Genomic DNA, 13,861 nt, shown 5'->3' on the forward strand with positions numbered 1-13,861 from the left:
ACCCCGATAGCAATGGCCTCCGGCAGGATCAACCGGAATGCTCCCGGCCACTGTGGGCCGGGGGGTCTGGCGGGTACACTCGTAAGAGTGTACACCTATTGCGTGGTCCGTAATTCGGCGACCACCGCGCCGTCTGAACGGCCGGGTGTCACCGAACTACCAAGGCTAACATCAGATTCCATCGTGTACGGCGGACCGCAGGGGTGGAATCCTCATTTCCTGCCGCCCTCGACGGGCAGCATCTTCGTCACATCACATCGAATGGGGCATGTGCATAAAAGGCCGTCGAATCGAACGGCGTTCGATACGCGATACCACGAGTGACATTCGGTAGAGACCCCGTGACGCGGGCGCGGCCCCGTCCCGTGATTTCGCACACGTACGAATTAGTATACTTGCAGCCCGAACGAGCGGTAATCGGTGCCTGTCGGGGGCGCGACGCGCGTGTACGAACGTCGAACGATAGCGCTCAGCAGAGCCCGCCAACGACGCGTCTACCTCGTTTTCACTTGGGCGGGGGTCCCGTCGAAACCCGCGGACGGCAGGGTACCCGTTCGCATCGTTTCGCTGTCGTTTCACCTCCCGAACGTTTAACACACCGGGCGGTGAACCCCCGAAATCAGCCGATGTTTCCGGAGACGATCGAGACGGAACGGTTGCGCCTCGTGCGGTTTAGCCGCGACCGCGTCGATCTGGACGCGGTCCACGAGGCGCTTTCCCGCGACGAGCAGACCGAGCGCGAGCTGGCCCACGTGACCAAGTCGCCGGACGACACGCTGAAGGAGACGTGGGACCGGTTCGTCGAGGCGGAACGGCGGTGGGACGAGGGAGAGAAAGCCCGGTACGCCGTCTACCCTCGCGAGGGGGAGAACGGCGCAGGCGAGTTCGCCGGAATGGCGGCGCTCACGCCCCACTGGGACCGGCGGAGCGCCCGGTTCAGCCTCGTCCTCAAGGAGCGCTTCTGGGGGCGAGGGTACGCCGGCGAGCGCGCGATCGCGTTCATGCGGCTGGCGTTCGATCACCTTGACCTCGACCTCGTCTCGACGGGGTACTTCGAGGGGAACGAGAACTCGCGGAAGGCGATCGAGCGGTACGTCGACCGCGTCGGCGGTCAGTACGAGGGCCGCCTGCGAAACTGGGTGCCTCACGGCGACGAGGTGCTCGACCTCCACCGCTACACGGTCACGCGCGAGCAGTGGGAGCGGAACCGGCCGGACGACCGTGTGGTGTTCGGGGATGAGTGAACTCCTCCATCCAGACCGGAGCGCGCTGTTTCCGGAGGCGATCGAGACCGAGCGCTTGCGCATCGAGCGGCTCAGTCACGACACCGTGGACCTCCTGAAGTACTACCGGATCTGCTCGTCGGACGAGGGGATAGACGAGGTGACGCGGTACCTCTCCTGGGACCCCCACGAGTCGGTCCGCGAGACGAAGGAGTTCGTCGACATGGTCGAGCGCCAGTGGGAGAACGGGGAGAGCGCCGCCTATCTGCTTCGACCGCGTGGGTCGGAGGACGGGGCCGGCGACATCGCCGGCGGCGCCGGGATGACGTTCGACTGGGAACAGAAGACGGGCACCCTCGGCGTGTGGCTGCGAAAGCGTTTCTGGGGGCGGGGTTACTCCGGCGAGCGCGCGGCGGCGTTCGTGGAACTCGCCTTCGACCGGTTCGACCTCGACGTGGTCGCGGTCGAGCACCAGGCAGGAAACGAGAAGTCCCGGCGCGCGATCGAGAAGTACGTCGACAGGTTCGGAGGAACTTACGACGGTACCTTCCGTAACTGGGCCGTCAAAGCGGGCGAGGCGCGCGACCAGCGCCGCTACACGATCCGCAGAGAGGACTACCGCGAGGCGACGACGTAGCGGCAGCCGCGTCGGCCGACCGCGCTATCGAACGAGGGGAGCCGTCACAGCGAGCGGGCGACCATCTCGCCCCATTGCTCGAAGCCGTAACGGTCGTAGAACGCTTGCGCGCGGTCGTTCTTCGGGTCGACGTCGAGTACGATCCGATCGAGTGGCAGATCTTGCTCGCGGGCGGTCGACAGAACCGCCTCGATGAGGTCGTCGGCGACGCCCGTTCCGCGGTGGTCGGGGTCGACGTATATCTCGTTGAGGACGGCGGCGTCCCAGATCATCGACAGGCGCTCGGGCAGGAGGAAAGCGTAGCCCGCGAGGCCGTCGTCGGTCGACGCGACGGTCACGCAGTCCGGATCGCTGTCAGTGCAGCGCTCGACCCAGTCGAGGTACCGCACGCGGTAGTCGTCGGTGAGCTTGCCCTCGTAGGCGGCTTCCTTCTCCTCGCCGCCGGTGTTCGCGCCGAGGCCGCGCTCGAAGGCGCGCTTGAGTTCCCACAGGTCGCTCCCGTCGGTGTCGGGGTCGTAGGATCTGATTTCCATGCCTCCTCTTCGTCGCTCGTCCCTGTTTACTCGGCCGATTCTGATGGACCGTTCGGCACCAGTGCGAGGTGTCGACCGGCGTCTGGATGTTTCACTTTCGCCCCGCGTGGCGGACCAATAAGTACGCCATCGCCGAAGCGAAATCATGCAGTCACCGGTCGAAATCACCGACGAGGAGAAGTACTGGTTACGCAGTAGAGATGTCAGCGATTCGCCGATGATCGGCGGAGACGAGTACTTCACGGAACACAGCGTGGCGAGACCGAATGCGGTCACGGCGGATGACCTCCCGCCCGCTGACGACGCGGCGGTTCGTGAGATCGATCGGGAGGCGCTTGAACGGGGGAAGCTCATCGGTAAATGGCAGGTAACGGGGTCAGCGGAACGGATCGAGGAACTCTGGCCCGAACTGGTTGCCGACGCGGAGGCGGGAGTGGTCTGGGGAGCGAAGGCGATGACCGCGTTCGGACACGCGGAGTTGCCGATGTACGACGAGTACGTCTTGACCGTCTACACGCCGAACTACTTCGAGAAACGGGACGTCGACCGCGTCAGAGAGCACCTCCGTAACGAGTACGGCGTAACTCACGAGCTGTACTACAAACCCGACATCTACACGACGAAAGGGATCGTCGCGGAAACGGCCGAAGAGTTCGGGCTGTCAATCCCCGCGAGATACGTCGCATAGCCCGATTCGCAGGTTCGGTGGCGGTCGGACCCGTCACCCCTGCTGTCCCAGCAACCGCCCCGCGACCGCGACGAGGCTCGTCACGACGACGATCAGTTGGTCGCCGTTCGCGACGACCGGAAAGATGCGTTCGGGCGATCGCTCGCCGCCGGCGTCGGCGCCCGCGCTCCCCGGTTGGGGGTCGACGCCGGTGTAGAACTGCGTCTCCCGGGTCGTCCCGCGCGCCGACTCTTCGAGGTCGACGAACGTCTGAACGATCCCCCGGTCGGTCGAGTAGTACAGTTCGCCGTCGAACGCGTAGAACTGGTCGTGCAGCGGGTATAACAGGTTCGCGCCGTTGAACGTCAGGTCCGGGCCGATACCGGCGAACGTCACGGCCGCGACGGCCGTCCAGGCGACGCGGCTCCCGTAGGTGCCCCACTTGGAGCGGAGTCGCGACTCCCGGCGGATCCGGGTGTCGTAGTACAGCAGCGCCGCGGCCGCGCCCGGGAGGAGGAGCGTGTGAAACGCCGCGCGGTGCGCGCCGATGACGTACCACCCCAGGAAGACGTCGAGGTCGATAAGGGCCGTCGCACCCGCGGCGACGGCGACGGCGCGGGCGTCGAACTCGTCGCCGAGGAGGGCGGCGGCGACGAGCCCGGCCAGCGCCGCGTGGAAGACGGTCGATGGCATGTCCGAAACGGACGGTCCGCGGACCTATCAGCGTTCGCGTGTCTTCGACGGGCGTCGAACTCTCGTTTCGGTAGTTCTAATACCCGCAGTTCCGACCTGCGGACCATGGATGGGACGGACGGGCCGCGACGCGACCTCGCGGAGAAGATCGCCGGCGAGATCACGCTGAGCGACGACCCCGGGGCCACGCTACGGAAGTGGCGCACCGACTTCGACGTCTCGCAGACGGACCTCGCGGAGGAACTCGACGTCTCGTCGTCGGTCATCAGCGACTACGAGAGCGGACGCCGGGAGAGCCCCGGGATCGGCGTCATTGAGCGTGTGGTCACCGGCCTGCTCGACATCGACGAGCGCCGCGGCGGCGGGCGCATCCGGCAGTACGCTCGGGTCCTCTCCGCGGGGTTCGAGAGCGAAATCGTCCAGGACCTCCGCGAGTACTCGACGATGATCCCGATGGAGCGCTTCTACGACGCCGTCGGGGCGACCGAACTCGTCCGCGGCACGCAGGACCGCATCAGCGGACACACGGTCATCGACTCCATCGGGGCGATAACCACTCTCTCCAGCGAGGAGTTCTACCGCCTCTACGGTCAGAGCACGAACCGCGCGCTCGTGTTCACGGGGATCACCCGCGGCGAGTCGCCGCTGGTCGCCATGCGCGTCGTCAACCCGACGCCAAACGCCGTCGTCCTCCACGGCATCACCGAAGAGGAACTGTGGGAGCACGCGCCCGACCTCGCCACCATCGACGACTTCTCGCTCGCCGTGACGGACATGGACCTCGACGCGATGCTCGACGCGATGCGGGAGCTCCCGTAGCGCCGTCGTTCGTCCCGCCGGTCGCTCCGTTGTGGACTCCCCGGCGAACGGAGTCTGTCTGCGCGGGACACGGAGATCGCGCCGAGTTACCGCTCCGCGCCGACCCCTATCTCGGCGTCGTACTGCGAGAAGAACCGGCCCATGAACTCCCACCGGGACTCTCCGAGTCGGCGGCCGGGAACGGTGTACAGCGCGTCGAGTCGCTCCCGCGCCCACTCTCGGAGCAGCGTGACGTCGGGACGGTCCGCGGACTCCGCCGAGTTATCGAGGACGGCGTAGCTCTCGCCTGCCCTCCCCGACCGTTCACCGACGATACAGGCCATGCGAACGATACCGACCGCCCCCGTCGCGTCCAGCTTGTCCGCGTCGAAGAGGAACTTCGCCGCCGGGGCCTCGGGCTCCGGAGAGCTGGACCGGATGCTGTGGGCTCGGATGCAGCGCGTCACGGCGTCGACCCTGTCGGGGTCCACGCCCTCGGTTTCGAGTAAGTCCGCCGCTTCCGTCGCAGCCCACCTGTCGTGGTCGTCGATCGCACCCGTTCGCTCCAGCGGCCGACCGATATCGTGCAGCCAGGCTGCGGCGGACAGAACGCCCTCGTCGACGCGGGCGTCCGACTCGTTCGCCAACCGGACCGCCAGATCGCGGACCCGCTTCGCGTGGAAGCGGTCGTGTGCCGGGAGGGCGGGTTCGTAGTACGGCTCCGACAGCTCTCGGGCGAGGGGTCCTAATTCCCGTTCCATTGATGGCGTAAGAAGCCATTATCGGACGGTATAACGATTGCGAGATCCTTCGTGGCGGAGGACCGAGCACGCCGTCCGGTCGAACGGGTCCGCGTGCTCGCCGACCGTCGACAAAAACCCGAGAAACCGCGTCCGTCGGCGACCGCGCTACTCGACGTACTCGTACTGGCGCTCGCCCATGCGGCCCCAGCCGGTGAAGGCGAACTCGCCCTCGGGGACGGTGAGCGGGTCGACGTCGGTGTCTTTCTCGTGGTTGTGGGCGTCGTGGATCTCCTCGTACTCCTCGAAGGCGAGGTCGTAGCGGTCGGCGAGCTGCTCGTCGACGTCGAACGCGCGCACCTCGTCCTCCCAGCCGTCGACGACCGTCTCGGCGTGGATCTCGGCCTGCGCGCCGCTCCCGTAGGAGCCGACGAGCAGGCGTTGCCCGGCGAGGTCGACGTCGTTCTCGAGCGCGTGCTGGAGCGCGCTAGCGCGTGCGACGTGGACGGAGCCGGTGTACCAGTTCCCGACTTCCCGAGAGATGGTGAGCGTCGGCTCGATCGTGTTGCCGTACCACTCGCGGTACGCGTCGGTCTCCTTCAGCGCGTCCATGTACTCGCGGACGGCGTCCTCGTAGGCCTCGTCGTCGTCGAACGCCTCGCGGCGGGGCTGGCGGCCGATCTCCTCGGCGAGGTCGTCCTCGACGGGAGTATCGCGGATCATGTGGCGATAGCCCAGCAGCCCGGCCTTGCGGACCATGCCCGGGAACGGCGTGTGGAACGGGATGTACGCGTAGTCGTCGGGGTGCGTGTCGCCGGCGACGCTCTCGAAGTCCTCCAGCGCCTCGCGCATGCGTGCGAGGTACACCTGCATCGAGCGCTTGCCGTCGACGCTCGGGAACTGCTGCTGTGGCTTGAGGAAGTCGGTCTCGTCGGCGCTGCCGTACCCCTGCTCCGTGCTGATCTCGACGACCGACGGGTCTTCGTCGATGAGCATGGCGACCGCGCCGGCCCCCTGGGTCGCCTCGCCGGGGTCGTCGCGGGCGTACAGCGCGGTGTCGGTCGCGATGACCAGCGCCGCGCGGCCGCGGTTGCGCCCCGCGCGGATCCAGTTGTACGCGTCGTCGACCGCCTGCGTCGCGGCGACGCAGGCGAACTTCCGCTCGCCCTTGTTCGCGTGGTGGAAGTCACCGTCGTACACCTGCTCCAGACAGCCCGCGACGTACGTCGAAACGGGCTTGGAGTTGTCGAACGCGCTCTCGGTCGCGACGTCGATGCGGCCGACGTCCTCGGGGACCAGCCCCTTGCGCTCCATCAGGCGGTGGGCGGCGTTGGCCGCCATCGTCACGATGTCCTCGTAGCTGTCCGGGAACGAGCTCGCGTTCAGTCCGAGGCCCTTCGTGTACTTCCCCGGGTCCTCGTCCTTCGCCGGCGCGAAGGTGCCGGGGAGGTCGAGTTTCAGGCTCCCCGTTCGGATCTCGATGGCGTCGATGCCGACTGAAGTCATACGCCGACCAACGGGGGGACCGTATAAGTTATTGTCGTCTATGAGTTCGACGGACGTCGAAGGAAGCGTTACGAGACGGTGAGCGTTTTTGTCACCGTGTACCGTTGACCGTCGTACGTGTAGTGGACTGTGACGGTGATCGTCTCGCCCGTCATCGATTCGACGTTCACTTTGTTGTCACGACCGTCGCTGTCGAATTCCGCGAGTTGGATCGAAGCGTTCGTTCCGCTGGAGACGGTCGCCGCGTTGCCGAGTGTCATCGCCGTTCCGATCGGGTAACTCGCTGCGTCAGCGACGGCGTCGACGGTGCCTGTCTCGCCGACATCGACCTCCACTTCGCCATTCGAGCCGTAGGCGCTGTCCTCCAGTTCGACGACCTTACCGTTGCTAGTGCTATTAAGGGTCACGTCGGTCACGTCGACCGCTCCACCCCGGTTGTTCCCGATGCTGAAGGTGACGACGGAGTTCTTGTTCTTGCTCCCCGACGACGCGGTGGCGTCGGCGTTGATGACCACTTCGCCCGTGACGTTCACCTGCTTCACGACCGAGTCAGACAGGCCCTGTTGGTCGTAGACGGTGTGGTTCACGTCGTACGTGCCGCCGGTGGAGTACGTGTGCGTGGTGTTCTCGCCAGTGGCGTCGACGGTGCCGTCGCCGTCGAAGTCCCACTCGTATCCAGTCACGCCACTGTCGTCGGTCGCGGTCGAGTTGAACACGCAGTCGCGACCCGTGCACGAGTACGTGAAGTCGGCCGTCGGCGGACTGTTGGACGACACGGAGACGACCTTCGACGCCGTATCCGTCGCGCCGTCGTCGTCGGTGACGGTGAGGTTCACCGTGTAATCGCCGCCGCTGCTGTAGGTGTGGTTCACCGTCTCGCCCGTCGCCGTGGTCCCGTCGCCGAACTCCCAGTCGTAGGACTGGACGTTGCCGTCGGGGTCACTGGCGTTCGACGCGTCGAACTGGCAGGTGTCGCCGTTACAGTCCGCCGTGAACGTCGCGTTCGGCGCTTGATTCGAAACGGTGACGGTGTCGCTGTAACTGTCGGTGGACCCGTTGCCGTCTTCGACAGTCAGCGTCACTGTGTACGTGCCGTCGTCGGCGTAACTATGGTCGGGGTTTTGCGCCGTCGAACTCGTACCGTCGCCGAAGCTCCATGACCACGAGACGATCGATCCGTCGGGATCGCTCGATTGGTCCGTGAAGTTCACGACGTCCGCGGTCGAGGGGCTCGACGGCGAATACGTGAAGTCGGCTGTCGGCGGAGAATTCGTCCCGCCGCTAACGTTCTCAACCGCGACGTCGATCCGGTCGCTGCTCCCGCTACTGAGGACGTACACGCTGACGGTGCCGTTCGCACTCGCGGTCAGGTTCGTCCAGACCCGCCCGTCGCCCGTGTCAGACGTACTCGACGGGTCGACCGTGGCAACATTGCTGTCGTTCACCCGGAAGTCGACGTCGACGTTGTCAATCTGGTCATTCGCGATCCCAGTCAGAGCCATCACGTTGTCGTCGCTCGCACCGACGTCCCAGGTACACTGCTCGTCCGTACAGTTACGTAGGTCCAGTCCGACGTTCGAGGAGTTAAGTTCCGGGTCCTGCCAGTCGATGCTGTACGCACTTCCGCTGCCACCGCTGGGAACGGTTATCGTCACGTTGTCGGCCTCACTGTGTCCGATCGAGAATTTGACCGTGTCGCCGCTGTTAGCTTCGTAACTGACGCGTCCATCAGAACCGCTCTCCTTCGTCGCCGTTTCAGTACCGTCCACGTACACCGTGACGTTCGCTCCGCCCACCGGGTTGTTGTACCGGTCGCGCACCTCCGCGGAGGCTGTTGTTCCTTGTAGCATCGGGTCGGCGAGGTATAGCTCGTCGGTGGAGTCGCTCGCCCCCGATCCGACACCGACTTTCGCTATCCGGAGGTCGTACGTCCGGCTCTGATTAAGTGAGATCGTCAGCAACGCGAACTCGCCGGGTCCGTCGGGGTCATAATCGATACCGACGACGTTCCCATCGTCGAATTCGTCGGATAGCGTCTCGTTCCACGTGCTCCTGTTGAGCCGCGTCGCGACGGTGACGTTGATCGGTGCGCTGTCGTTGCGCACCGTGACCGTGTTCGTCGACGCACTCACGGGGTCGGCCGTCACCGACGCGGCCCCCATCCCGTTCTCCGAGAGGTTCCCGTCGATGGTGACTAGCGTTATCTCGTCGCCGCTGACGAGGCTCTGGTCGGTGATAGTCAGGTTCGCGTTGCGGAACTGGTTGTACAGGAGGGAGTGCTCGTACACCGTCGTCGGCGGGTTCTCGTACTCGTGGTAGTTGGGTCGATAGACGATCGCGCCGGTCTCGAACGCGCGAGTGGACCCGTTCCAGAAGTCCTGTACCTCCGCGTCCGTCGCGTTCGCGTTCTCGATGCTGACGTTCACGCGCTCCTCGTTCGTCCCGACGGTTCGCAGGGACCCGTACGGCGGCCCGGGGTTGACGAACAGCGTGCGCGAGGGGTACGTCGTGCCGAGGTCGACGGTGACCGAGCCTCCGCCGCCGCGGGGCACCGACACGACCGAGTTTCGCAGGTCCTGCATCTGGCCCTGCACCTCCTGGTTGTGGTTGAACTCGACGCCCTTGTTCTGGTCGGGGACGACGGTGGCCTGATACGTCGCCATCGAGATGATGAGGATACCGAAGAGAAGCACCGCTCCGACCTGCATCGCCGCGGCGCGCTCGTCGTCCCCGAACTGCATACCCGCCCCTAGCAATGGAGCTGTAAAAACCCTTGCTGCCGAGACAGGTCAGTACGAGGAGTTAACTCTCGTCCTCTTCCTCGACGACCTCGGGGTCGCTCATGGCGCTCTGGAGGCTGTCGAGCCCGTTCACCCACTCGGTGACGAGTCCGTAGTCGACCTCCTCGGCGATCGAGATGTCGAGCTCCTCGCCGTCGATGATGAGGGTGCCGGCCTGGGCGACGTAGCCCAGCGCGGCGTCCACGTCCTCCTCGGCCTCGGCGTCCGCGGCCGCGCGGACGTACTCCTCGACGCTCGCCCCCTCGGCGGGACCGTCGGCGACGAACTCCTCCGCGGCGTAGAACACGCAGACGAGGCTCGTCTGGACGCCGTCGATGAGCATCAGCTTCTCCTCGTCATCGAACTCGACCTCGCTCAGGACGATGTCGCGGATGTCGGCGATCTCCTCGAGGGCCTCCTCCTCGCTGAGGGTGCCGTCGTCGTACGCGGCGACGACCTTCGCGACGGCGATGGCCGCGTCGTCCTGCAGGTTGAGCAGCAGGCGGGCGGAGTCCTCGTCCTCGGGGTCGATCTCCTCGTCTTTGATGCGGTCTACCCAGTTCTGCCAGCGGTCCTCGGAGTAGAACTCCTGCGGGGGCTCGCTCATACTTGAGGGTACATTGGCCGCCTGAAATGCCTTTCTCTCTCAGCGGTGTGTCGGACGGCGGGCAACAAAATTCGGCGATCGGCGTTTCTCGTCGTCACGCGCCGCTTCGCTCCGCCTTAGTCGCCGTCGAGCGTCGCCTCCGTGTCGATTCCGTACACGCGCTTCGGCGTCTCGACGTGGGCGCGCCGGACGGCGTCGTCGTACCCCTCCTCCAGCAGCCAGCGCACCCGGCGGGGGACGGTCCGGGGCCCCATCACCGCGCCCGGGCGGTCCGGGTCGTCGACGTAGTCCGTCTCCATCAGGAACGGGGCGCCGGACTCGGCGGCGACCTCCAGACGGTCCTTCTCGCTCATCACGCTCGGCGTCGGCCCGGCCAGCCGTCCCGCGGCGTAGTGCTTCACGACGCGTTCGCGCGCGAGGCCGGCGTCCTCGGCCCACTCCGCGACCTCGGTGAGGTCCTCGCTGGCCTCGGTGTGCAACTGGACGGCGCAACCGACCTCCGCCCCGCGTTCGAACGCGCGGCGCATGACCGCGTTCGAGGCCTCCCACACCGCGTCCGAGACGTCGTAGTGCGGGCGACCGGACTTCAGCGCCACGGCGGGGCCGTCCGCGACGTACTCCGCGGCGACGTCGATACCCGCCTGCATCAGGTCGCGGGCCTCGTCGGGGGAGAAGTCCCGCTCGTCCACGAGGCGAGAGATCAGGCCGGGATGGACGCCGAGCACCGGCCACGCGGTGCCGTCGAGCTCCTCGCTCGCCCGCTCGACGACCTCGATTGTCCGTTCGAACACCGCCCGGAAGTCCTCGCCGACCTGCGCTTCGACGCCGAGGTGCCAGGACGGCTTGTTCACGACGAGCAGATGGGTGCCGCCGCTGCGCCCGAAGTCCTTCGCCGCCTCGACGCCGCGGGCGTTGTCCGGGTCGAGGTGGAGGTGGTTGTCCAGCACCGGGGTGTCGAGATCCGTCATCGCTTCTCCCTCCGCGTTCGAGCGCCGAAAAGATTCAGTTTCGGTCGGCCCGCGGCGGCCGCCCGTCAGCCCTCGACGACGACCGCCTCGTCCGCGGCGTTGCCGAGCGCGTCCGACCGGCCGTGCTCGCCCGGCGCGATAGCGAGCGTTTGCACCCCGTGCCGGCCGGCCGTCTCCACGACCGGCTTGAAGTCCGTGTCGCGCGAGGCGACGGCCAGCGCGTCGATGGTGCCCTCGACCACCGCCGCGGTCGCGTCGACGGCGAGTTTCACGTCCACGTCGCCGCTGGTGACGACCACCTCGTACCCCCGCGCCTCCGCGGCCTGGATGAGGCCGGGCGTCGCGTGTTCGTCCACGTATAGTCGCGTGATCGCGAGGTCCCCCTCCGCCGCGGCGGCGTCGCGCACGTCGTCCAGGTCGACGTCGAACTCGTCTCTGAGCACGTTCGGCCCGTCCACGAACAGGCCGACGCGCGTCCGGCCGTCGCCCTCCCCCACCAGCCGACGCAGTAGTCCGTTCATGATTCGCGGTTGACCGCTGAACACGATAGGCGTAGCGATGTCGCGTCGTCCGCACCCGACGACCGCTCCCCGAACACCTTGGCGCGGTTAAAAACGCACCCCCCGTTCACAGTCGGAGACGTCCGTCGTACACGAGCGGGATTCTGGTAAACATACAGGTAATTTTTATTCCCATTATCATTTTATATATGAATTAGAAAATTTTAAATTAATAGATAGCAAAAATTGCCGACGCCATGTCAAACGATGGCACCCCCTCATGGTCACGACGTTCGTTTCTCAAAACCACCGGTGCGATGGGAGCGGCCGGCGCTCTCGGCGGAGTCGCGTCGGCGACTCCGGGCAGACCGCCCGGTCCACGCGAAGACGAGATCCTCGTCGGCGTCTCCGCCGCGTCGACGATGGACGACGTGCAGGCGCAGGTGGAACGCGAGATACCGGACGACGCGGAGGTCGTCCACCGCAACGAGACGCTTGGCTATATGGCGGTTCGCCTGCCCGACCGCGCCAGCACGCAGGCGCGGGAGTCCGTCAAGTCCGCGATGGCGAACCGAAACGGCGTCCGCTACGCGGAGGACAACGCGACATACCACGCGCTGGCCCAGCCGAACGACCCCCGGTACGGCGACCAGTACGCCCCCCAGCAGGTCAACGCGCCCGCGGCCTGGGACACGACGCTCGGCTCCGAGAACGTCACCGTCGCCGTGGTCGACCAGGGCGTCAAGTACGACCACCCCGACCTGGCCGACCAGTTCGGCGCGAACAAGGGACGGGACTTCGTCGACGACGACGGCGATCCGTACCCGACGGACATGAGCAACGAGTACCACGGCACCCACGTCGCCGGGATCGCCGCGGCGACGACGAACAACGGGACCGGAATCGCGGGGATGAGTAACTCCCGCCTCCTCTCGGCCCGCGCGCTGAGCCCCCAGAGCGGCGGGTCCACGGCGGACATCGCCGACGCCGTGCAGTGGGCGGCCGACCAGGGCGCCGACGTGATCAACATGTCGCTGGGCGGCGGCGGCTACACGAGCACGATGAAAAACGCCGTCTCGTACGCGACGAGCAACGGTTCGCTCGTCGTCTGCGCGGCGGGCAACGACGGCTCCCGCGGCGTCTCATACCCGGCCGCGTACGACGAGACGGTCGCCGTCTCGGCGCTGGACCAGAACGAGGACCTCGCGGACTTCTCGCAGTACGGCGACAAGGTCGACGTCGCCGCGCCGGGGGTCGACGTCCTCTCCGCCTGGACGACGAGCGACTACAACCGGATCTCCGGCACGTCGATGGCCTGTCCCGCCGCGGCGGGCGTCGCCGCGCTCGGCAAGGCCGTCGACTCGTCGCTGTCCGCGACGGAACTCCGCCAGCGCCTCAAGGAAACCGCGGTCGACGTGGGTCTCTCCGCGGACCGACAGGGCGCGGGGCGGGTCGACGCCGCCAACATCGTCGGTACCGGCGGCGGCAACGAGTCGCCCACGGTGTCCATCGACGCCAGTTCCGCGTCCGTCGCCGTCGGCGAGGAGGTCACGTTCGACGGGAGCGGTTCCGACGACCCCGACGGCACGGTCGTCAGTTACGAGTGGAACTTCGGCGACGGCACCAGCGCGACCGGCGAGGTCGTCACGAAGATCTACGACGCCACCGGCGAGTACACCGTCTCGTTGAGGGTCACCGACGACCAGGGCGCGTCCACCACCGACTCCGTCGCCGTGACCGTCGGCGACGGCGGCGGGAACTGCGGCGCCGAGACCGACGGCGGGAGCGCCGACGGCACCCTGTCCGGGTACTACGACTCGGACAGCTACTCGTACGCCGCGCGGACGAGCGCTCCCTGCCAGATCACCGTCTCGCTCGACGGCCCGTCCGGCGCCGACTTCGACCTGTACGTCACGCTCGATGGCCGCACCCCGACGACGAGCGACTACGACAAGCGGTCGATAACGCAGGACAGTCAGGAGACCGTCGTCGTCGACGACGTCGACAGCAGCACCGAACTCGGCATCCTCGTCGACTCCTACAGCGGGAGCGGTAGCTACACGCTCTCCATCGAGGAGGTCGGCCGGTAACGCCGGCTCGTTCACGTCCTCCAACTGTCATTCCGTTTCTTTTTCGCCGATCGTGGGTCCGGACCCGTGTTGCACGCCACCGTGAGTTAATATTTAGAAATATTATAACTTTTAGCACA

At 66.5% G+C, this 13,861-nt stretch carries 13 protein-coding genes; 5 read left to right on the plus strand and 8 right to left on the minus strand.

Annotated features, from left to right (window positions below; translation table 11 throughout):
- Positions 1-605: 605 nt before the first annotated feature.
- Both D8670_RS13310 and D8670_RS13315 read left to right on the plus strand, forming a co-directional pair.
- Positions 606-1,244: a GNAT family N-acetyltransferase gene (locus D8670_RS13310; protein ID WP_233752245.1), complete on the plus strand. Its 639-nt coding sequence runs from the start codon at positions 606-608 to the stop codon at positions 1,242-1,244.
- A gap of 25 nt (positions 1,245-1,269) precedes the next feature.
- Positions 1,270-1,860 (plus strand): GNAT family N-acetyltransferase, encoded by a 591-nt coding sequence (locus D8670_RS13315; protein WP_121819285.1) that lies wholly within the window; start codon positions 1,270-1,272, stop codon positions 1,858-1,860.
- A gap of 44 nt (positions 1,861-1,904) precedes the next feature.
- On the opposite strand, the gene D8670_RS13320 is transcribed toward D8670_RS13315, so the two are convergent.
- Entirely contained in the window at positions 1,905-2,393 is a 489-nt protein-coding gene (locus D8670_RS13320; RefSeq protein ID WP_121818619.1) for a GNAT family N-acetyltransferase, read from the minus strand.
- A gap of 145 nt (positions 2,394-2,538) precedes the next feature.
- On the opposite strand from D8670_RS13320, the gene D8670_RS13325 reads away from it, so the two are divergent.
- Entirely contained in the window at positions 2,539-3,081 is a 543-nt protein-coding gene (locus D8670_RS13325; protein WP_121818620.1) for a putative phosphothreonine lyase domain-containing protein, read from the plus strand.
- 33 nt (positions 3,082-3,114) lie between these two features.
- Here the strand turns inward: D8670_RS13325 and D8670_RS13330 are convergent, their stop codons facing one another.
- On the minus strand, positions 3,115-3,753 hold the full coding sequence (locus tag D8670_RS13330) for a metal-dependent hydrolase (protein WP_121818621.1): 639 nt from the start codon (positions 3,751-3,753) through the stop codon (positions 3,115-3,117).
- A 105-nt stretch (positions 3,754-3,858) separates the two neighbouring features.
- Between D8670_RS13330 and D8670_RS13335 the strand changes: the two genes are divergently transcribed.
- Positions 3,859-4,572: a helix-turn-helix domain-containing protein gene (locus D8670_RS13335; protein ID WP_121818622.1), complete on the plus strand. Its 714-nt coding sequence runs from the start codon at positions 3,859-3,861 to the stop codon at positions 4,570-4,572.
- An 86-nt stretch (positions 4,573-4,658) separates the two neighbouring features.
- Here D8670_RS13335 and D8670_RS13340 read toward each other — a convergent pair whose 3' ends face one another.
- From D8670_RS13340 to D8670_RS13365, 6 genes are all read right to left on the minus strand, one after another.
- The gene (locus D8670_RS13340; protein ID WP_121818623.1) at positions 4,659-5,312 is read right to left on the minus strand and encodes an HD domain-containing protein; all 654 of its coding nucleotides are present in this window, start codon (positions 5,310-5,312) and stop codon (positions 4,659-4,661) included.
- 147 nt (positions 5,313-5,459) lie between these two features.
- Entirely contained in the window at positions 5,460-6,797 is a 1,338-nt protein-coding gene (gene hmgB / locus D8670_RS13345) for a hydroxymethylglutaryl-CoA synthase (protein WP_121818624.1), read from the minus strand.
- Positions 6,798-6,865: 68 nt separating this feature from the next.
- Positions 6,866-9,538 carry a PKD domain-containing protein gene (locus D8670_RS13350; protein WP_121818625.1) on the minus strand — a complete coding sequence of 891 codons (2,673 nt, stop codon included), beginning with the start codon at positions 9,536-9,538 and terminating at the stop codon, positions 6,866-6,868.
- A 61-nt stretch (positions 9,539-9,599) separates the two neighbouring features.
- Positions 9,600-10,184, minus strand: coding sequence for a DUF2150 family protein (locus tag D8670_RS13355; RefSeq protein ID WP_121818626.1), 585 nt, complete (start codon positions 10,182-10,184; stop codon positions 9,600-9,602).
- 116 nt (positions 10,185-10,300) lie between these two features.
- Positions 10,301-11,152 carry a TatD family hydrolase gene (locus tag D8670_RS13360; RefSeq protein WP_121818627.1) on the minus strand — a complete coding sequence of 284 codons (852 nt, stop codon included), beginning with the start codon at positions 11,150-11,152 and terminating at the stop codon, positions 10,301-10,303.
- A gap of 65 nt (positions 11,153-11,217) precedes the next feature.
- Positions 11,218-11,673 carry an NYN domain-containing protein gene (locus D8670_RS13365; protein WP_121818628.1) on the minus strand — a complete coding sequence of 152 codons (456 nt, stop codon included), beginning with the start codon at positions 11,671-11,673 and terminating at the stop codon, positions 11,218-11,220.
- A 236-nt stretch (positions 11,674-11,909) separates the two neighbouring features.
- On the opposite strand from D8670_RS13365, the gene D8670_RS13370 reads away from it, so the two are divergent.
- Positions 11,910-13,742 (plus strand): S8 family serine peptidase, encoded by a 1,833-nt coding sequence (locus tag D8670_RS13370; RefSeq protein ID WP_121818629.1) that lies wholly within the window; start codon positions 11,910-11,912, stop codon positions 13,740-13,742.
- Positions 13,743-13,861: the final 119 nt, after the last annotated feature.

Origin of the sequence: Halostella limicola, from assembly GCF_003675875.1 — an archaeon.
GTDB lineage: Archaea > Halobacteriota > Halobacteria > Halobacteriales > Natronoarchaeaceae > Halostella > Halostella limicola.